At 68.1% G+C, this 17,838-nt stretch carries 20 protein-coding genes and 1 pseudogene; 8 read left to right on the forward strand and 13 right to left on the reverse strand.

The features are described 5' to 3' along the window. Positions 1–98 precede the first annotated feature (98 nt). A protein-coding gene (locus G6N46_RS21350) for an IS3 family transposase (RefSeq protein WP_109557130.1) occupies positions 99–1,246 on the reverse strand; the annotation gives its coding sequence in 2 pieces (ribosomal slippage) (positions 99–979 and positions 979–1,246; 1,149 coding nt in all). A gap of 62 nt (positions 1,247–1,308) precedes the next feature. Here G6N46_RS21350 and G6N46_RS21355 point away from each other — a divergent pair. Beyond that, the gene (locus tag G6N46_RS21355; RefSeq protein WP_268950105.1) at positions 1,309–1,689 is read left to right on the forward strand and encodes an amidase domain-containing protein; all 381 of its coding nucleotides are present in this window, start codon (positions 1,309–1,311) and stop codon (positions 1,687–1,689) included. A 7-nt stretch (positions 1,690–1,696) separates the two neighbouring features. After that, complete coding sequence (locus tag G6N46_RS21360; RefSeq protein WP_138250871.1) at positions 1,697–2,233, forward strand: hypothetical protein; 537 nt, start codon at positions 1,697–1,699, stop codon at positions 2,231–2,233. Between the two features lie 108 nt (positions 2,234–2,341). On the opposite strand, the gene G6N46_RS21365 is transcribed toward G6N46_RS21360, so the two are convergent. Beyond that, entirely contained in the window at positions 2,342–2,494 is a 153-nt protein-coding gene (locus G6N46_RS21365) for a hypothetical protein (RefSeq protein WP_163692942.1), read from the reverse strand. Between the two features lie 52 nt (positions 2,495–2,546). Beyond that, a complete protein-coding gene (locus tag G6N46_RS21370) occupies positions 2,547–3,137 on the reverse strand; it encodes a copper chaperone PCu(A)C domain-containing protein (RefSeq protein WP_133426383.1) in 591 nt (196 codons plus the stop codon). Between the two features lie 359 nt (positions 3,138–3,496). On the opposite strand from G6N46_RS21370, the gene carD reads away from it, so the two are divergent. Genes carD through rlmB form a run of 4 tightly spaced genes read left to right on the forward strand, consistent with a single transcriptional unit; the run spans position 3,497 to position 6,849 of the window. Continuing rightward, positions 3,497–3,985 (forward strand): RNA polymerase-binding transcription factor CarD, encoded by a 489-nt coding sequence (gene carD, locus G6N46_RS21375; RefSeq protein ID WP_020100886.1) that lies wholly within the window; start codon positions 3,497–3,499, stop codon positions 3,983–3,985. Between the two features lie 20 nt (positions 3,986–4,005). Further along, positions 4,006–4,479, forward strand: coding sequence for a 2-C-methyl-D-erythritol 2,4-cyclodiphosphate synthase (ispF, locus tag G6N46_RS21380; RefSeq protein ID WP_133426384.1), 474 nt, complete (start codon positions 4,006–4,008; stop codon positions 4,477–4,479). Further along, complete coding sequence (gene cysS / locus G6N46_RS21385; protein ID WP_174814140.1) at positions 4,475–5,908, forward strand: cysteine--tRNA ligase; 1,434 nt, start codon at positions 4,475–4,477, stop codon at positions 5,906–5,908. Before ispF ends, cysS begins: the two co-directional genes overlap by 5 nt. Positions 5,909–5,910: 2 nt before the next feature. Continuing rightward, entirely contained in the window at positions 5,911–6,849 is a 939-nt protein-coding gene (gene rlmB / locus G6N46_RS21390) for a 23S rRNA (guanosine(2251)-2'-O)-methyltransferase RlmB (protein ID WP_061006746.1), read from the forward strand. Here the strand turns inward: rlmB and G6N46_RS21395 are convergent, their stop codons facing one another. The 5 genes and pseudogenes from G6N46_RS21395 to G6N46_RS21410 all read right to left on the reverse strand — a co-directional run bounded on the left by G6N46_RS21395 (position 6,850) and on the right by G6N46_RS21410 (position 11,727). Beyond that, a complete protein-coding gene (locus tag G6N46_RS21395; RefSeq protein ID WP_138250870.1) occupies positions 6,850–8,406 on the reverse strand; it encodes a purple acid phosphatase family protein in 1,557 nt (518 codons plus the stop codon). Positions 8,407–8,493: 87 nt separating this feature from the next. Beyond that, positions 8,494–8,952, reverse strand: a complete 459-nt coding sequence (locus G6N46_RS21400) for a nitroreductase/quinone reductase family protein (protein ID WP_407665134.1) — start codon at positions 8,950–8,952, stop codon at positions 8,494–8,496. Continuing rightward, positions 8,919–10,097 (reverse strand): annotated as a pseudogene (locus G6N46_RS28800) (SLC13 family permease); the annotation flags it as partial. The pseudogene G6N46_RS28800 and the gene G6N46_RS21400, both read right to left, overlap by 34 nt. Further along, positions 10,049–10,969 (reverse strand): MBL fold metallo-hydrolase, encoded by a 921-nt coding sequence (locus tag G6N46_RS29020; RefSeq protein ID WP_138250867.1) that lies wholly within the window; start codon positions 10,967–10,969, stop codon positions 10,049–10,051. The pseudogene G6N46_RS28800 and the gene G6N46_RS29020, both read right to left, overlap by 49 nt. Further along, positions 10,969–11,727 (reverse strand): LamB/YcsF family protein, encoded by a 759-nt coding sequence (locus tag G6N46_RS21410; protein WP_138250866.1) that lies wholly within the window; start codon positions 11,725–11,727, stop codon positions 10,969–10,971. The genes G6N46_RS29020 and G6N46_RS21410 overlap by 1 nt, the downstream gene beginning before the upstream one ends. A 24-nt stretch (positions 11,728–11,751) precedes the next feature. Here G6N46_RS21410 and G6N46_RS21415 point away from each other — a divergent pair, with 24 nt between their 5' ends. Beyond that, complete coding sequence (locus tag G6N46_RS21415) at positions 11,752–12,555, forward strand: sulfurtransferase (protein WP_138250865.1); 804 nt, start codon at positions 11,752–11,754, stop codon at positions 12,553–12,555. Here the strand turns inward: G6N46_RS21415 and G6N46_RS21420 are convergent. Genes G6N46_RS21420 through G6N46_RS21430 form a run of 3 tightly spaced genes read right to left on the reverse strand, consistent with a single transcriptional unit; the run spans position 12,542 to position 15,080 of the window. After that, complete coding sequence (locus G6N46_RS21420) at positions 12,542–13,372, reverse strand: metal ABC transporter permease (RefSeq protein ID WP_064860298.1); 831 nt, start codon at positions 13,370–13,372, stop codon at positions 12,542–12,544. The two genes, G6N46_RS21415 and G6N46_RS21420, sit on opposite strands and share 14 nt — an antisense overlap. Beyond that, positions 13,365–14,162, reverse strand: coding sequence for a metal ABC transporter ATP-binding protein (locus G6N46_RS21425; RefSeq protein WP_138250864.1), 798 nt, complete (start codon positions 14,160–14,162; stop codon positions 13,365–13,367). Before G6N46_RS21425 ends, G6N46_RS21420 begins: the two co-directional genes overlap by 8 nt. A gap of 9 nt (positions 14,163–14,171) precedes the next feature. Beyond that, positions 14,172–15,080, reverse strand: coding sequence for a metal ABC transporter solute-binding protein, Zn/Mn family (locus tag G6N46_RS21430; protein ID WP_138250863.1), 909 nt, complete (start codon positions 15,078–15,080; stop codon positions 14,172–14,174). Between the two features lie 97 nt (positions 15,081–15,177). Between G6N46_RS21430 and G6N46_RS21435 the strand changes: the two genes are divergently transcribed. Further along, positions 15,178–16,278 (forward strand): Rv3575c family transcriptional regulator, encoded by a 1,101-nt coding sequence (locus G6N46_RS21435; protein WP_138250862.1) that lies wholly within the window; start codon positions 15,178–15,180, stop codon positions 16,276–16,278. On the opposite strand, the gene otsB is transcribed toward G6N46_RS21435, so the two are convergent. Together otsB and kstR are read right to left on the reverse strand one after the other, a co-directional pair. Continuing rightward, on the reverse strand, positions 16,275–17,018 hold the full coding sequence (otsB, locus tag G6N46_RS21440; protein WP_138250861.1) for a trehalose-phosphatase: 744 nt from the start codon (positions 17,016–17,018) through the stop codon (positions 16,275–16,277). The genes G6N46_RS21435 and otsB overlap by 4 nt on opposite strands. Positions 17,019–17,021: 3 nt before the next feature. Next, the gene (gene kstR / locus G6N46_RS21445; protein ID WP_138250860.1) at positions 17,022–17,687 is read right to left on the reverse strand and encodes a cholesterol catabolism transcriptional regulator KstR; all 666 of its coding nucleotides are present in this window, start codon (positions 17,685–17,687) and stop codon (positions 17,022–17,024) included. Between the last annotated feature and the right edge of the window lie 151 nt (positions 17,688–17,838).

Genomic DNA, 17,838 nt, shown 5'->3' on the forward strand with positions numbered 1-17,838 from the left:
GGTACTACAACAATGGCATCCATTTCCCCTGGAACGATCGTGGCGAGTCCCCGATTCTGAGTCCACCCGGAATTAGAGTCGGGTTTGTTGATCCAGATTCAGTTGATTTCGCAGGCCATCGGGGTGTGACTGCACGTACAGACGGCAGCGTACTCGGCGGGTGTTCGGTAGCCCAGCGCCGAGTGCCGGTGCCGCAGGTTGTGGTCAGCCTTGAAGTCCCCGATCACCACTCGGGCCTCCATCAGGGTGTTCCAGTGATTGCGGTTGAGGCACTCCTTGCGTAGTCGGTTGTTGAACGATTCGATGTAGCCGTTGTTCCACGGCGTGCCCGGCGGGATGTAGGACAACCCGACCTTGCCGTCGCAAAACTGTTGCAGCGCAGCCGAAATGAACTCAGGGCCGTTGTCCATCCGCAACACCATCGGCGGCCCGCCGGCCGCGGCGAACACCTTCTCCAACTCGGCCACCAGTCGCTGCGCGGTGATCGACCGCTCGACGATGTTCAGCAGCGACTCACGGGTGTGCTCGTCAAGCATCGACGCGATCTTGATGGCCTTGCCGTCGACGGTGGAGTCGAACTGAAAATCGATGGCCCACACCACCTTCGGCGCATCCGCGATGACCTCCGGTGGGCACGATGACACCCCCGACCGCTTGCGCGGCGAGGTGACCTTCACCTGCAGACCTTCCTCGCGCCAAAGCCGGTGGATCTTCTTCTTGTTCACCTCACGGCGCTCGTCGTACCGCAACGCCGCCCAGGCACGCCGGAACCCATGACACGGGTGTTTGGTGGCGTACGAGCGCAACCAAACCCGCATATCGGCGTCCGGATCGGACGGGGTCAGCGCCATCGGCAGGTTTCTGTAAGTGGAGCGGGCCAGCCCAACGGCCTTGCACGCCAACCGTTCCGACATGCTCAAGGTGTCCTTGAGCATGTCCACGGCGCGGCGCTTGGCAGCTGGGCTCAGAATTTTCCCTTCGCAACCTCCCGCAACGCGTCCTTCTCCAGCTCAGCCTCGGCCAACAGCCGCTTGAGGCGGGCGTTCTGCTCGCGCAGCTCCTTGAGCTCGCGGGCGGCGTCGGTGTCCATCCCGCCGTAGGCGCGGCGCCAGTTGTACAACGTCGCCGGCGATACGCCCAGCTCGGCGGCGATCTCCTCGCCAGTCTTGCCCTCGGCAGCCAACTCGTCCGCGCGGCGCAACTTGCGCACGATGTCCTCCGCGGAATGCCGCTTGCGTCCAGCCATGTATCTCATCGTCCCTTCTCGGCCCGAAACCGGGCCACGGGACTCTAAAACACGCTGGACTCATTCACAGGGAACACGCCAATCGCTCCAACACATGGTCGGTGGCGCAGGCGAACCGTGACTTCATCGTCAACAGTGGCCGCGGCAATGTTGTAGGTACTGCCCCGATGCCCACGCGTGCCGCACTTGACCCGCTGGCTCCGTCGAAGGCCGGATTGGTGCCCGGTGATCTCATCTACTACCACGACACGGCTACGGGCACGATCAATCACACCGCCGTCTATGTCGGTCAAGAGATGAAGAACGGCAGGCTGGTGGACGTTGTCGATCAGCACGCCAACGGAGACAACAATTTTCATAACGACTGGATGCCCGACGGCTCCGGCTTCACTGGCGGGTCGGCTTCTGTAGAGTTCGTCCACCTCCATTATCCGGGAGATTGATCATCTGATGCCGATCATCAAGAACAGGCGCAACGCCGTGATCGCCGTCGGCGTTCTGTTTGTACTCATATTGGGTGCCGGTGTTGCCTGGTTCGGGTACTGGTCCGTTGTGGACAGTCGAAACCCTTACGGCGGGCATAACTCGTACGGGATGCGTGATTACACGCGTGACGTACAGGAGAAATCCGCCAATGCGATCGTGGCTGGATTGAATAGCGGCAATCCGGATGATGTCGACCTGATGCGTAACCACAGCGGGAACGCGGACAGGGAGGCCGACAACGCTCGAATCACTGCCAATATCGAGGCCGTACTACCGCCGCCGGGTTGCCGGTATGAACTCGAAGGGATCGAGGATAAAGGCGAACAAGACCCTGCTGCAGTGCCTTGGTTTGGCGGGCCGACCCATGCGCGCGGGTTCGATATGAAGCTTCGGCAGCTATGCACGGGTGGGCCACCGACGCAGCGGGCGATCCGCGTCATCGCTATCCCCTCCGGAATGGGCGGATACTGGGCTGCGGCGGCATTGCAGGCACTGAATTAGCGGTTATCGTCCGAAGCTGGGGACGGGCGGGCAGGCGATTCGTCGGCGGATCCGAGCAGTGCGGCCTGGCCAGCGCCGATCGCCACATTCACATATGTCGCGCGGAGTTCAAAGATTGCCGTAGTCGCTGACGTCGACCGCCGTCGCCCAGACGCGATGCGAACCGTTGGGGACGGCCAGTACGCAGCCGCCGCTTCTCGGACCGAAGGGGTACCGCGCGATCAATGTGCCGATGCGGACCTGCACCGTGCCGAGTCCCACGGTGGTGTATCCCGCAGCACGACCGGTGGCGGCTGCGAGGAACGCCTTGAGCTCAGTGATGTCCCTCGCCGCCGGCGGCAGGTGCCGGAGCGGCTTCGCCGGCCTCGCGGCGCGGGGCCTCGCCCGCGGAGATCGGGACCGCGATGGTCTTCTCGCCGGCGTTCTGGAACTTGAACGTGAAGTTGTAGTTCAGGCCGTTGCTGATGGGCTTGGTCAGCGCGACCATCGCGATGGAGGTCGTCGCGTCCTCGGACCGCGGCAGGGTCTGCTTCTGGCCGTCCGGGGTGCCGACCAGCAACACGCCGCCCGCGGGAACCGTGGTGCCGCCGTTGACCAGCACCTCGCCGGTGTCGGAGGAGATACCGATCAGCTTGTCGGCGTTCTCGGGCGACTTGTTGGTCGCGACGAACAGCAGCTCGACCATGGTGCCGGGCTTGACGAAGTCGCGGGTCTGCGGAGCGCGCAGGTACACGTTGCGCAGGTCCACACCGGCCTTCTCGTCGCCGATGGTGGTGGCGGTGCCGTTGACAGCAGGCAGCTGGTTCGCGCTCTGCGAGACCTGGCCGCTGCTGCAGCCGGTGAGCGTCACCGCGGTGGCCAGCCCGAAGGCGGCCAGCGTGACGGCAGAAGTGCGCGATTTCATGCGGTTCACTCAAGCCTCCTGCTTGGGCGCCAGCGGCGATGCGCGTGACGGCCTTTTGGGTTGTCCTACGGTGTCCCCGGAGGGGTCCGGCGTTCGACTATGCAGAGTAGTAGGTGGCGGTGGGCGACGGTAGCGGAGGCCCGTTATCGGCCTGGTTCGAGCGCCTTTCCGCCCCCGAATGACCGGTGAATGGGACGTGAATCCGGCGGAATTCCGCCGGATTGTGGCCCCCGCCACTGCATGTAAACGCCGCCCTGTCAACCCCTTTCGCGCATCTGTATGGCCCCTGACCTGCATTGTTGATCCGCGGGTGTCTGACGCCCGTGCTAACATTGCTTTGTGAAAGGGGCCCGAATCTGATGATTTTCAAGGTCGGAGACACCGTCGTTTACCCACACCACGGTGCAGCATTGATCGAGGCGATTGAAACCCGGACCATCAAAGGCGAGCAGAAAGAATATCTCGTCCTCAAGGTTGCGCAGGGCGATCTCACCGTTCGAGTACCCGCAGAAAACGCTGAATACGTCGGTGTTCGCGACGTGGTGGGTCAGGAAGGCCTCGACAAGGTTTTCCAGGTGCTGCGCGCCCCGCACACCGAGGAGCCGACCAACTGGTCCCGTCGTTACAAGGCGAACCTGGAGAAGCTGGCGTCCGGTGATGTGAACAAGGTCGCCGAGGTCGTTCGTGACCTGTGGCGTCGCGACCAGGAGCGCGGTCTGTCCGCCGGCGAGAAGCGCATGCTGGCCAAGGCTCGTCAGATCCTCGTCGGTGAGCTGGCTCTGGCCGAGAACACCGATGACGCGAAGGCCGCCACCATCCTGGACGAGGTTCTCGCCGCGGCGTCCTGAACGCCGTCTCCCTCGGAGAAGTGAACTTCCGTATCGGTCTCGGTACCGACGTACATCCCATCGAGGCAGGGCGGCCGTGTTGGCTGCTCTGCCTGTCATTTGACGGCGCTGACGGCTGCGCCGGGCATTCCGACGGCGACGTCGCCGCGCATGCACTCTGCGATGCCTTGCTGAGTGCTGCCGGCCTCGGTGACCTCGGCAGTGTCTTCGGCACAGATCGTCCCGAATGGCGCGGCGTCACCGGTACCGACATGCTCAAACATGTCTCCACGCTGCTTGCGGCCGCCGGTTTTCGGGTGGGCAATGCCGCGGTCCAGGTGATCGGCAACCGCCCGAAAATCGCGCCCCGCAGGGAAGAGGCCCAGCAGGTGCTGTCGGCGCTTCTGGACGCGCCTGTCTCGGTTTCGGCGACCACCACCGACGGCCTCGGACTCACCGGGCGGGGCGAGGGTCTGGCCGCGATTGCGACGGCGCTGGTGGTCTCGCTCGATTAGGCCGGTAAGCTGGCCCGTCGTGACCGAACACCGTCTCGAGGGCCTGCGGCTCTACGACACCATGACCGGTGCCGTGCGGGACTTCACCCCGGTGCGGCCCGGACACGCATCCATCTACCTGTGTGGCGCAACTGTGCAGGGTCTGCCCCACATCGGACATGTCCGCAGCGGCGTCGCTTTCGACGTGCTGCGGCGCTGGCTGACGGCCAAGGGCTACGACGTCGCGTTCATCCGGAACGTCACCGACATCGACGACAAGATTCTCAACAAGGCGGCCGAAGCGGGCCGGCCGTGGTGGGAATGGGCCGCCACCTTCGAGCGGGCCTTCACGGCCGCCTACGACGCGCTGGGCGTGCTGCCGCCGTCGGCCGAGCCCCGGGCGACCGGGCACATCACGCAGATGGTCGAGGTCATCGAGAAGCTGATCGAGCGCGGGCATGCCTATGCCGCGGGCGGCGACGTCTACTTCGACGTCCTGAGCCTGCCTGACTACGGCAAGCTCTCGGGCCATCGCATCGATGACGTGCACCAGGGTGAGGGCGTGGCGACCGGCAAGCGTGACCCGCGGGACTTCACCCTGTGGAAGGGCGCCAAGCCCGGTGAGCCGTCCTGGCCGACGCCGTGGGGCCGGGGCCGTCCCGGCTGGCACACCGAGTGTGTCGCCATGTGCCAGGAATACCTGGGCTCAGAATTCGACATCCATGCCGGCGGCATGGACCTGATCTTCCCGCACCATGAGAACGAGACCGCCCAGGCCAACGCCTGCGGCGACGAGTTCGCGCGGTTCTGGCTGCACAACGGCTGGGTCACCATGGGCGGCGAGAAGATGAGCAAGTCGTTGGGCAATGTGCTGGCGATTCCGGCTGTCCTGCAACGGGTTCGAGCCGCCGAGCTGCGTTACTACCTGGGCAGTGCGCACTACCGGTCCATGCTGGAGTTCTCCGAGAACTCGCTGCAGGACGCGGCCAAGGCCTACACCGGCATCGAGGAATTCCTGCACCGGGTCCGCACCCGGGTGGGTGCCGTCGAGGTCGGCACCTGGACCGACAAGTTCGCGGCCGCACTGGACGACGACCTGGCGGTGCCCGCGGCGCTGGCCGAGGTGCACGCCGCCCGCGCCGACGGCAACCGGGCGCTGGACGCCGGCGACCATGCCGGCGCGATGGCTGCGGCGACGTCGATCCGGGCCATGATGGGCATCCTGGGCTGCGACCCGCTCGATGAGCGCTGGGAAACGCGCGACGAGACGTCGGCAGCGCTCAATGCTGTTGATGCCCTGGTGCAGTGGGCGCTCAAGAGCCGCGCCGAGGCCCGCGAGAACCGGGACTGGGCTGCCGCCGACGCGATCCGCGACCAGCTGAAGCTGGCCGGCATCGAGGTCACCGATACCGCTGACGGCCCGCAGTGGGCCTTGACTGATGGGGCCTGACGATGGCTGGAAACTCTCAGCGCCGCGGCGCAATTCGTAAAGAGGGCACCAAGAAGGGCCCGCAGGTCGGCTCCGGCGGCCAGCGCCGCCGCGGGTTGGAGGGCAAGGGCGCAACCCCGCGTGCCGACCAGCGCCCGAACCACAAGGCGTACAAGATCGCGCAGAAAGCGGCCCGATCGAATCAGGGACGCCACAAGAAGACCGATGACGTCGAGGTCGTGGTCGGCCGCAACCCGGTCGTGGAATGCCTGCGCGCCGGCGTTCCGGCCACTGCGCTCTACGTCGTGCTGGGCACCGAGGCCGACGAGCGGCTGACCGAATCGGTCACGCGCGCGGCCGATGCCGGTATCGCCATCATGGAGGTGCAGCGCCACGATCTGGACCGCATCACCAGCAACGGCATGCACCAGGGCATCGCACTACAGGTGCCGCCGTACCAGTACACGTACCCGGACGATCTGCTGAAGTCGGCGACCTCCGACTCGAGCCCGGCCCTGCTCGTCGCGCTCGACAACATCTCGGACCCGCGCAACCTGGGCGCCATCGTGCGCTCGGTGGCGGCGTTCGGTGGGCACGGCGTGGTGATCCCGCAGCGGCGTTCGGCGTCGGTCAGCGCGGTGGCATGGCGTACCAGCGCCGGTGCGGCCGCCCGGCTGCCGGTGTCGCGCGCGACGAATCTCAATCGCACGCTCAAGGATTGGGCCGATGCCGGTCTGACGATCGTCGGGCTGGACGCCGGCGGCGACACCACCCTTGACGAGCTGGACGCCTCGGGCCCGATGGTGGTCGTGGTGGGCTCCGAGGGCAAGGGCCTGTCGCGGCTGGTCCGGGAGAACTGCGACCACATCGTCTCGATCCCCATGGCCGGCCCCACCGAGTCGCTCAACGCGTCGGTGGCCGCCGGTGTGGTGCTGGCCGAGATCGCCCGGCAGCGCCGCTGATCAACGGTCGGTGCGGGGCCGTGTCAGTCTGAATCTGTCGACGGCCCGCACCTCGCCGAACGGACCGCTCACCGCGTAGTAGGTGGCGTCCATCGATGTATTGCCGCCCGGCCGGCCCGGGTCGACATCGAAAGCCACGAAGCCGCAGGGGTTCTCCCGATCGCGGAAGACGGACCACGGTGCCGCCTCCTCGACGTAGTTCGGCGTCTTCCTTCCGGTGGCGGGATTCACCTCTCCCACGGACATCAGGACGCGGCATCGCGGTTCGGGGAACAGCATCGTGTTGGACGGAATCGACGTGCCGCCCCCACCGATGACCAGGTGCACCGTGCCCTTGCTGGTGTCTATCGAGTCCGGTTGGGCGTCAACCGGATTCGGTGTCAGGGTGTCGGTCGGCAACGTGCCGCGGATCGCATGGCTGCGTTCGTAGTGGTGCTCGTGCCCGCAGACCACGAGGTCGACGTTGAACCTGTCGAACAGAGGCAGCCAGTTCTCGCGGATGCCGAGGTCGGCACCGTTGGTCTTGTTGCCGGTGGAGACCGCGGTCTGGTGCATGCACACCACGATCCAGTCGATGTCCTTGTTGCCGCGGGATCGCTCGAGTTCTTGTTCGAGCCAACGTTTTTGGGCACCGCCCGAATAGCCGCGGACGTATGAGTTGCCACCGTCCTGGTAGCAGACGTCGTCGTTGGCCAGGATGATCACGCGGACCGAGCCGGCGGTGAAGGCGTACCACAGGCCACGCAGCTCGGGATCGGAACCGGAGTCCGGCAGTCCGAAGTAGGCCTGGTAGGCGCCGTAGCCGATGGGGCCGTTGCCCCGCTCGTTCTCGTGATTTCCCGGCGCCGGCATCCATGGCCGATGCCGCGCCGAGCGGGTGTTGTTCTCGAACCAGTCCGACCAGGTGCGGACCCGGTCGTGCGCGAGGTTGGCGTAGCACAGGTCGCCGTTGACGAGATGGAACAGCGGGGCCAGCCGTTCGACCGCGGTGGTGATGTCCCCGGCGGCCGGGGAACCGGCGTGGTCGTTGCCGAAGGACGCCGCGACCTTGGCGTCGAGCATGGGCGTCGACTGGTCGCCGAAGCTGGTGAACCGGATGGGCGCCCGGCCCCGGGGCGCGGTGCGCACCGAGCCCAGCTCGGGACTCGCGCCGTCATGGGTGGCGGCGTAGACGTAGTCGGTGTCGGGTGCGAGTCCCGTCAGCCGGGCATGGTGGACGCGAATCTCACTGCCGGACAGTGCATCTCGGTAGGTGATCGTCTCGGCGGCGACGGCGCTGCCGACACCGTCGTCCGGGGTGCCGACCAGCACGTGGGGTTTCTGGACCGCGGCGGCGGTGTGCCACGACACCACGACCTCGGTTGCCGCGTCGGAGCCGAACTGGGTGTGCAATCCGGTGACCGGCGGCGCGCCGCTGCGGTCGGCACGCTGCCACAGCATCGGCCCGGTGCGCCTGGTCGTGACGTACCCGGTGGCGCCGGCCCCGAGGCCCGCGCCGACGAGAGCCGAGGTGCCTCCCACGATCAGCGATCTGCGGCTCACGTCCACGACAGCCATCTTGCCTGCGATGCGGACTGCCGGCCCGGCGGCGACGCCGCCCGGTCACCAATCGACGTGTGCTGTTCTCGCTGCGGTAACCGTGAATCAGCGCCGCGTCAGCTCGACGACCGGGATGACGCGGTCGGTCTTCTTCTCGTAGTCGGCGAACCCGGGCGCGAGTTCGACGATGCGGGCGTAGGCGGCATCCCGTTCGGCGTGCGGCAGTTCGCGCGCCACGACGTCGTATTCGTCGGTGCCGATCTCGATGTGGGCTTCGGGATTTGCCCGCAGGTTGTGCACCCAGGCCGGGTCGGCGTCCGCGCCGCCGGCGGACCCGACGATCAGCCGCTTTCCATCGATGACGAACGTGGCCGCGGGATTCACCCGTGGCTCACCACTCTTGGCGCCGGTGGTGTGCAGCAGGAGCAGGGTCAGGTTCTCGAACGGTCCACCGACCTTGCCGCCGTTGGCGCGGAATTCGGCCATGATCTTCTCGTTCCAGCTGTCGGCCATGTTCCTCTTCCTTGCGCTCAGCGCAGTCCCAACATCGAACAGGTCAACCATAATCCGGTCACGGCCAGAAGCAGGGTGACCGGCACCGTCACCAGCCCTACGGTCGTGAACTCGCGGGCCCGCGCCGTCATCTCGTCGCGGACCACATTGCGCCACAAGAGGTTCGACAGTGATCCGGGGTAGGTCAGGTTGGGGCCGATGTTGACCCCGATGAGGACCGCCAGCACCGCGACCGGTCCACCGGCCGCGACGAGCGGCAGCAGCACCAGCACGGCGGGCAGGTTGTTGATCAGATTCGACAGCACTGCCGCCACGGCCGCGATGCCGAGCAGGGCCGGCAGTGACGCGCCGTGTGGCAGCACGTGCGACAGCACACGGCCTAGGCCGAGATCCAGTACCGCGCTCACCAGTACGCCCAGCGCCAGCACGGCGACGAGGAACGGTACGTTGGCCGCCCGCAGGATGCCCATCGGTGTCTCGTGACCGCGCACGACGGCCCGCACCGCGAGCACCGCGGCGCCGGCGAACGCGGCCCACGCCGGTTCCAGACCGAGCAGCGACGTGGCGCCGAAGCCGATCAGCGTCAGGACCAACACGGTCAGGACGAAATACGGGATTTCCGGTGCGGGTGGGGCCGGCCGGTCCGTGGCGCCGGCCCGGAGTTCACGCCGGAAGAACCACCGCAGCAACACGTATTCGGCGGCGACCGCGAAAAGCCAGGGTAGGGACATGGCTGCGGTGAATCTGGTGAAACTCAGGCCCGCGGTCGTGAAGGCCAGCAGATTGGTCAGATTGGACACCGGTAGCAGCAGCGACGCGGTGTTGGCCAGGTGGGCGGCGGCGTAGCCGTGCGGCCGCGGCGGTACGTCCAGTGTCCGCGCGGTCGTCAGCACGACGGGCGTCAGCAGCACGACGGTGGCGTCGAGGCTCAGCACGGCGGTGGTCCCGGCGGCGATCAGGAAGACGGTGACCAGCAGCCGGCGGGCTCTGGACTCTCCGGATTGTCCTGCGCCCCAACTGCGCCGGGCCATGTAGACCCCGGCGGCGTGGAACAGCCCTTCGTCATCGCAGAGTTTGGCCAGCACCAGGACGGCGGCCAGAAATCCGACGACCGGCAGCAATCTGCCGATCTCGTGCAGCGCGGTGCTCACAGCCAGGGATCTGCGGGTTGCCAGAGCGTCGGCAGATGCAGCGGCACGCCATCTTCGGCGGCCAGCCGGCTCAGTACCCGCATCGAGACGTCGAGATCGTCGCCGGCGTAGGGCAGGGCGCGCAGCGGCTCGTGCAGGGGCCGGAAGAAGTCGTCCCAGTGCGTCAGCACCACTCGGCGCGCGCCGACGGTCCGCACCGTCTCGTGCCAGTAGTCGACGAGATACTTCTCGGGCTGCAGGCCGAGCTGCCCGATGCCGAGATACACGATCTCGGCGTGTTGTCCGGCGAGCGCGCCCGGTACGAAACCGGCACTGCCGACGGCGAGCAGCCGGCGGCCGCTGGCGCGGTGGTGGATGTGCGTGGACCACGCCTCGCCGCACTTGTAGGCCGACGCGCGTACCGGCGGGACCACGGGAGCGGTGATGGTGCCGGGGAAGCGGTCGGGCGGGCAGTGGTGACCGGTGAACAGCGTGACGTCGAAGGCGCCCAACGTGATCGGCTCGCCGGGGGTGACGACCGTCAGCTGAGTGTCCGGCAGCCCGCCGCCCCGGCCGATGTGCGCGGCCGACGTGCCGCCCACCAGTTGCGCGCCGGTCCGTGCTGCGACGGCCGCGGAGTCCATGGCGTGGTCGAAGTGCGTGTGGACCGGCAACACCGCATCGAGCCGGTCGATGCCGAGCCGGTGCAGGCAGCCATCGATGCGCGGCACCGAGGGCTCCAGTCGGCCCAGCCCCACCGACAGCAGATTGGGCCGGGAGAAGAAGCCGTCGGTCAGCAGCGCCGATGAACCGTCGGACACCAGCATGGTGGTGACGCCGGCCCAGGTGACGGTCAGCGGCGAGTCGGCGCCGGCCGCGGGCTGATCGAAGTAGCGGGTGTATGCGGCCAGGTCGGGACGGCCGAGTTTCAGTCGCATCAGCAGAAGGCCTCGATCTGTACATTCTCCGCGGTCAGGCGGTCGCGGACCGCGCGGGCGATGTCGACGGCGCCGGGCGAATCGCCATGTACGCAAATTGATTTCACGGTGATCTTGATGGTGGAGCCGTCGACGGCGCCGACGCGGCCGGCGGTCACCATGGAAGCCACCCGGTCGGCGATGGTCGAAACGTTGTGCAGCACCGCATTACGTTGTGTACGCGGCACCAGTTGGCCGTCGGGGCGGTACGAGCGGTCGGCGAAGGCCTCCGGCACGGCGCGCAGTCCGAGCTCCGCGGCGGCCGTGAAGAACGCCGAACCGGCCAGCCCCAGCACCGGCAGCGCCGGGTCCACGGCGTGCACCGCGGCGGCCACCGCCCGCGCCTGCACGTGATCGGTGGCGATCGTGTTGTACAGGGCGCCATGGGGTTTGACGTAGGTGACGGCCGAACCGGCGACCTGTGCAAGGGCCTGTAGCGCGCCGATCTGGTAGATCACGTCGGCAGTGAGATCCTCGGGCGCGACGTCGATGTAGCGGCGGCCGAAACCCGCCAGGTCGCGGTAGCCCACCTGCGCACCGATCCGCACGCCACGCTCGGCGGCGGCGTGGCAGACCCGCAGCAGTCCGGCCGGGTCACCGGCGTGGAAGCCGCAGGCGATGTTGGCACTGGTGACCAGATCGAGCATCGCGTCGTCGTCACCCAGCTGCCACACCCCGAAGCTCTCGCCGAGATCGGCATTGAGATCGACAGCAGACATGCCTGCCAGCCTAGGCTCGACGCCATGCCCACTCGTGACGACATTCTCATCACCGCCTTCGGTCTCGCCCAGCTGATCGCCGCCGGCGACGTGACGCTGCTCGATGTGCGCTGGCAGCTGCCCAAGCCCGACGGACGCGACGACTACCTGGGCGGGCACATTCCCGACGCGGTGTACGTCTCGCTCGAGGACGAGCTGTCGGATCACAGCGTCGTGGGCCGGGGCCGTCATCCGCTGCCGTCGGGCGCCGCGGTGCAGGAGGCCGCGCGGCGCTGGGGCGTGCGCGACGGCGTGCCGACCGTCGTCTACGACGACTGGAACCGCGCCGGCTCGGCGCGCGCCTGGTGGGTACTGCGTGCCGCGGGCATCGAGAACGTCCGCATCCTGGACGGCGGGCTGGCCGCCTGGACCACCTCGGGTGGCCCGCTGGACCGCGGTGACGTCGAACCGGCGCCGGGTGACGTCACGGTCACCCATCAGGACCTCTATGCCGGGGCCATGCCCACACTGACCGCCGACGAGGCCGCGGCGCTGGGCCCGCGCCTGGGCGACGTCCGGGCGCCGGAGCGGTTCCGCGGCGACGTCGAACCCATGGACCCGATTGCCGGACACATTCCGGGTGCGATCAATCTGCCGAGCGTGCTGGCTGCCGACGGCACATTGCGGACCGACGGCGCGGAGGTCGACGCCGTGTACTGCGGGTCGGGTGTCACCGCGGCGGTGGCGGTGGCCGCGCTGGCGGCCGCCGGGCAGGACGTGGCGCTGTTCCCCGGCTCGTGGTCGCAGTGGAGTAGCGAGCCGGGCCGGGCGGTGGCTACCGGCGACTGAGCCGTCCCGCGCCCCAGCACAGCAGGTAGATGCCGAACGAGATCGACGTGACGAACACCGATACCGGGACGCCCGGGGCCAGGGACAGCACGATGCCGCCGACCGCGGCGATCTCGGCGAACACCACCGACGCCACCATCGTGGTGACGGGGGAGCTGAAGACCCGGCCGGCCGCGGCGGCGGGGGTGATCAACAGCGACATCACGAGCAGCGCCCCGACGATCTGCACGCCCTGCGCGGCGGCGACGCCGACCAGTGCGGCGAACACGATGCCCAGCGCGCGCACCGGAACCCCGCGGGCCGCAGCCACTTCGGGGTCGGCGGTGGCGAACAGCAGTGGCCGGTAGCAGGCCGCCAGGATCGCGACCACCAGCACGGTGACCACGGCCAGCAGCGCCAGCCCCGAATAGCCGACGCCGACGATCTGCCCGGTGAGCAACGCGAAACTGGTGCCGGTGCGGCCTGGGTACAGGTGGATGAACAGCACGGCGAGACCGAGGCCGAAGGCCAGCACGACGCCGATCGCCGAGTCCCGCTCGCGTGAGCGTTGCCCCAGGATGCCGAAAAGGATTGCCGCCAGGGCACTCCCGACGAGGGCGCCGAGGCCGACGTTGAGTCCGGTCAACAGGGCGAAGGCGGCACCGGTGAGGGAGAGCTCGCTGGAGCCGTGCACCGCGAACGACATCTGCCGCATCACGATGAACGGCCCGATCAGGCCGCCGAGGAGTGCCAGCAGCGCCGCCGCGAGCACGGCCTGCTGGACGAAGTCGCGGCCGAGCAGGTCCGCGGTCAGTGCCGTGTCGAAGAAGTTATTCACAGCAGTGCCCACTCGCGTGCTCGGAGTTGTCCACGCCGGCACCGTCCTGGCCGACCACGACGTACTGACCGCCGATCCGGGCCACCTCGATGTCGGCGCGGTACAGCGCGGACAGCGTCTCGGATGTCATGACGTCCTCGACGGTGCCGATCCGGAAGCGGCCGTCGACCAGGTACAGCACGCGGTCGACGTACGGCAGCACGGGGTTGACCTCGTGGGTGACGAACAGGACCGCGGTGCCGGCGTCCTTGCGGCGCTGGTCGATGAGGCTCGACACCAGTTTCGCGTTGGCCGGGTCGAGGTTGAGCAGCGGTTCGTCGCACAGCAGCAGCGCCGGGTCGGACGCCAGGGCCTGCGCGATGCGCACGCGCTGCAGTTCCCCGCCGGACATCACCGACACGGGAACGTCGGCCAGCCGCGCGCCGTCGACCTGGCCGAGCGCCTTGGTCACGATGGCGCGACGCTGCGCGCGCTTGCGCGGACCGGCGAAACCCCACTGGTGCCCGTCGCAGCCGAGCCCGACGAGATCGCGCCCGCGCAGCGTCAGCCCGGTGTCCAGTGAACGGTGCTGCGGCACATAGCCGATGGTGCCCGTGGTGGTCATCCGGCCGGCCGTCAGTGGCTGTTGGCGCAGCAACACCTTGAGCAGCGACGTCTTGCCGGTGCCGTTGGGGCCGAGCACCGCGATGAATTCACCGCGGCGCACCGTCAGATCGAGCCGGTCCCACAGCACGCGGTCGCCGAACGACAGTCGTGCGCCGGTGAGTTCGGCGACCGCAGCAGAAGTCACGGTTACTGATTATCGACCCGGCGCCGCGGCGCTATCGAGCTGGTGTGCCAGTGCCTCCGCGGTCTGCTGCTGCCAGGTCAGGAAGTCCTGTCCGGCGGGCAGTGTCTCGGTGACCTCGACGATGGGCAGCGCGGCCTTGCGGGCGGCATCCTGCAGCTGCTTGGTGACGGCGGTCTCGGTCTGCTTGTTCACCACCAGTGCGTCGACCTTGTGGCCGTTGATCAGGTCGAGTACCGCGGCCACGTCGGCCGGGGCGGGATCGTGGCCTTCTTCGGCGGCGGCGGCGAAACCGTGCGGGGTGCTGTCGACGACGCCCGCGGCGGCCAGCAGGTAATGCGCGACGGGTTCGGTGGAGACCACCGCGGCGCCGGGGTGCTTCTGCCCGATGGCGTGCTCGGTGGCGGCGATGGCGTCGGTCTTCTTGCCGAATTCCGCGGCGTTGGCGCGGTAGGTGTCGGCGTGCGCGGAATCAGTGGCCGCCAGGTCGTCGGCGATCTTGGTGGCGACGGCCTTGGCGACGGCCATGTTGTAGAAGACGTGCTCGTTGGCCTCACCGGGCGCGTTGTGCGGCAGCAGCGAGTAGGCGTCCACGGTGGTGACGTTCTTGTGGTTCTTCAACACGTCGTCGGCCCAGTGGTCGTAACCGCCGCCGTTGATGACGACGAGGCTGGCATCGGCGATGGCGGCGGCGTCGGCGGGGGTGGCTTCGTAGGAGTGCGGGTCGTCGACATCGCTGGTGAGCAGGGACTTGACGTCGGCGTGGCCGCCGGCCACCGCGGTGGCGACGCTGCCCCAGACGTTGGTGGTGGTGACGACCTTGGCGGCGCCGCCCGCGTGCCCGGAGTCGCCTTGTGACCCGCACGCGGCGACGGTCAACGCGGTCAGGGCGGACAGTGCGATGAGCCTGGTCCGGGTCATGTGTGCTCCTGCAAGTTAGTGTTAATGAAAACCGTTTGCAATAAATCTAGTGCACCGTTGCCGTGCAGCGCGAATCGGATGCGCTAGCGTCACAAACATGCCGAGGAGTCCCAACCCGAGGCGTCGGGCCACGCTGGCCTCGCTCGCTGCTGAGTTGAAGGTCTCGCGCACCACGATCTCGAACGCCTACAACCGGCCGGACCAGCTCTCGCCGGAGTTGCGCGAGCGGGTGCTCGCCGCAGCCAAGGAGATGGGCTATCCCGGCCCCGACCCGGTGGCGCGTTCGCTGCGCACGCGGCGGGCCGGTGCCTTCGGGCTCATGATCACCGAACCCCTCAACTACTCGTTCCGCGACCCGGCGGCCCTGGATTTCGTTGCCGGACTTGCCGAATCGTGTGAGGAAGCCGGGCAGGGCCTGCTGCTGGTGGCGGCCGGGCCCAACCGTTCGGTCGAGGACGGCACCGCGGCGGTGCTGTCCGCCGGGGTCGACGGGTTTGCGGTGTATGCGGCCTCCGACGACGATCCGTACCTGCCCGTCGTGCAGCAGCGCGGCGTGCCGATCGTGGTCGTCGATCAGCCCAAGGACGTCCAGGGGGCCTCCCGGGTCTGCATCGACGATCGCGCGGCGATGCGCGGCATCGCGGAATACGTTGTCGGCCTTGGCCACCGGGAGATCGGCTTGCTGACCATGCGGCTCGGGCGGCAGTGGCCGCACGGTGACGCGCAGTCGGCCGTCGCCGACCCGGAGCGGCTCACCTCACAGCATTTTCACGTGCAGTGCGAACGAATTCTCGGGGTGCGGGATGCCATGGCCGCAGCCGGCCTGAACCCCGATGCGCTGACGGTGGTGGAGACCTTCGAGCACCTGCCGAGTTCCGGCGGAGCCGCGGCCGCTGTTGCACTGCAAGCCAATCCGCGCATCACGGCGCTGATGTGCACCGCCGACGTGCTGGCGCTCTCGGCGATGGACCACCTGCGATCGCGCGGTATCTACGTGCCCGGCCAGATGACCGTCACGGGATTCGACGGGGTGCCGGAGGCGCTGGCGCGCGGGCTGACCACCGTCGCCCAGCCCAGCCTGGAGAAGGGCCGACGGGCCGGATACCTGTTGAACAACCCGCCGCGGTCCGGGATCCCGGTCATCGAGGTGCTCGACACCGAGCTGGTCCGCGGCCGCACGTCGGGCCCGCCCGCCTAATCCGCCCGGCGCGCCGCCAGGTAGGCCAGCGCCTCCGCGACGTCCTCGGGGGAGCCGACGCGGTACTGCGCGGCCGAGGGCCCCGGACCGACCTTCACGCCGACGTCACCGTCGCGCAGCCGGGCGAAGGCCTTCTCGTCGGTGACGTCGTCGCCCAGAAAGACCACGGCGGTCGCGTCGTCGCGCTCCCGCAAGACGTCGATGGCCGAGCCCTTGCTGGTGGTGACCACCGCGAACTCCAGCACCGCCTTGCCCTCGGTGGGCTCGGCGTCCCACTGGCCTCCGGCTGTGCGGGCGGCGGCCAGTGCGGCCTCGCCGTCGGCCGCCGAGGCGTTCCGCACGTGCAGGGCAGCGCTGGCCGGCTTGGTCTCGACCGCCGCGCCGGGGTAGTGGCTTGCGATCTCGGTGAGCGAATCCACGATCTCGGCCAGCAGCGCGGTGTCGACGGTCTGGGTGAACCCGGTGTTGAACTCCGCGCCGTGGCTGCCCACCAGGTGCACCGACGGCGGCATGCCGGACAGCTCGCGCAGGACGTCCAGGGCACGTCCCGACACCAGCGCGACGAACGTGTCCGGCAGGGCGGCCAGGTCCAGCAGGGCGGCAGACCCGGCGGGCAGGGCCCGCGCGTCGGCAGGGTTGTTCACGATCGGCGACAGCGTGCCGTCGAAATCCGAGGTGACGAGCAGTCGGGGGGTGGCGGCGACGGTGTCGAGCGCCGCGATCAGATCAGCCGGGAGCACCGGTCAGACTTTAGGGTGCTCCCCGTCACCGATCAGCAGTCGGACCGCCAGATCGAGCCGCTTGCTCACATCGGTGGCCGAAGCGCGACGCGTCAGCCAGGCCAGCAGGTTGGACAGCCACACGTCGGAGATGACGCGCGCGATGTGGTACTGGTCCTCGGTGGGTTCGCCGTCGCTCATGGCGCGCGCAAACATCGAGTCCATGAGCTTGCCGACGTGATCAACCTCACCGGCCGCGGACGCATCGGCGAACACGAAAGCACGTGTCATGGCCTCGGTCAGCAGCGGATTGCGCTGCATCGACCGGTTCAGCTTGCTGACCATCACGTTGAGGCGCTGGTACGGCGTACCGCCCGTCAGCGACGCCCGATCGGTCTTGGCGTCGATGCGCTCGAACTCGCGACCCAGCGCGGACACCAGCAGGTGCACCTTGGACGGGAAGTAGCGGTACAGGGTGCCGACGGCGACGTCGGCGCGTTCTGCCACCGCACGCATCTGAACTGCCTCGTAGCCGCCCTTGGAGGCGATGGCCAGGGTGGCGTCCAGGATGCGCTTGCGTCGCTCGCGCTGTGCTTCGGAACCGAGCTCGGATTCGGTCAGTACGGCCATGTTCGTCACCTCCCGCGGGCGGACGGCGGAATCGGATTCGGGTGTTGCTGGCGTCGGCATTCGGCGGTCAGCTCCTTCGGGTCGCGCATTGGGTGAAAACGATACGCAAAGTGATCGGTAATTTCCCACCTCCAGGCGCCCCGGGACACCCAAGTGTCCTGCTGTAATGGCGATCGACTTGACGTCTGATTGCTGTCACCATTAGAACACG

This window comes from Mycolicibacterium phocaicum (assembly GCF_010731115.1).
GTDB classification, from domain to species: domain Bacteria; phylum Actinomycetota; class Actinomycetes; order Mycobacteriales; family Mycobacteriaceae; genus Mycobacterium; species Mycobacterium phocaicum.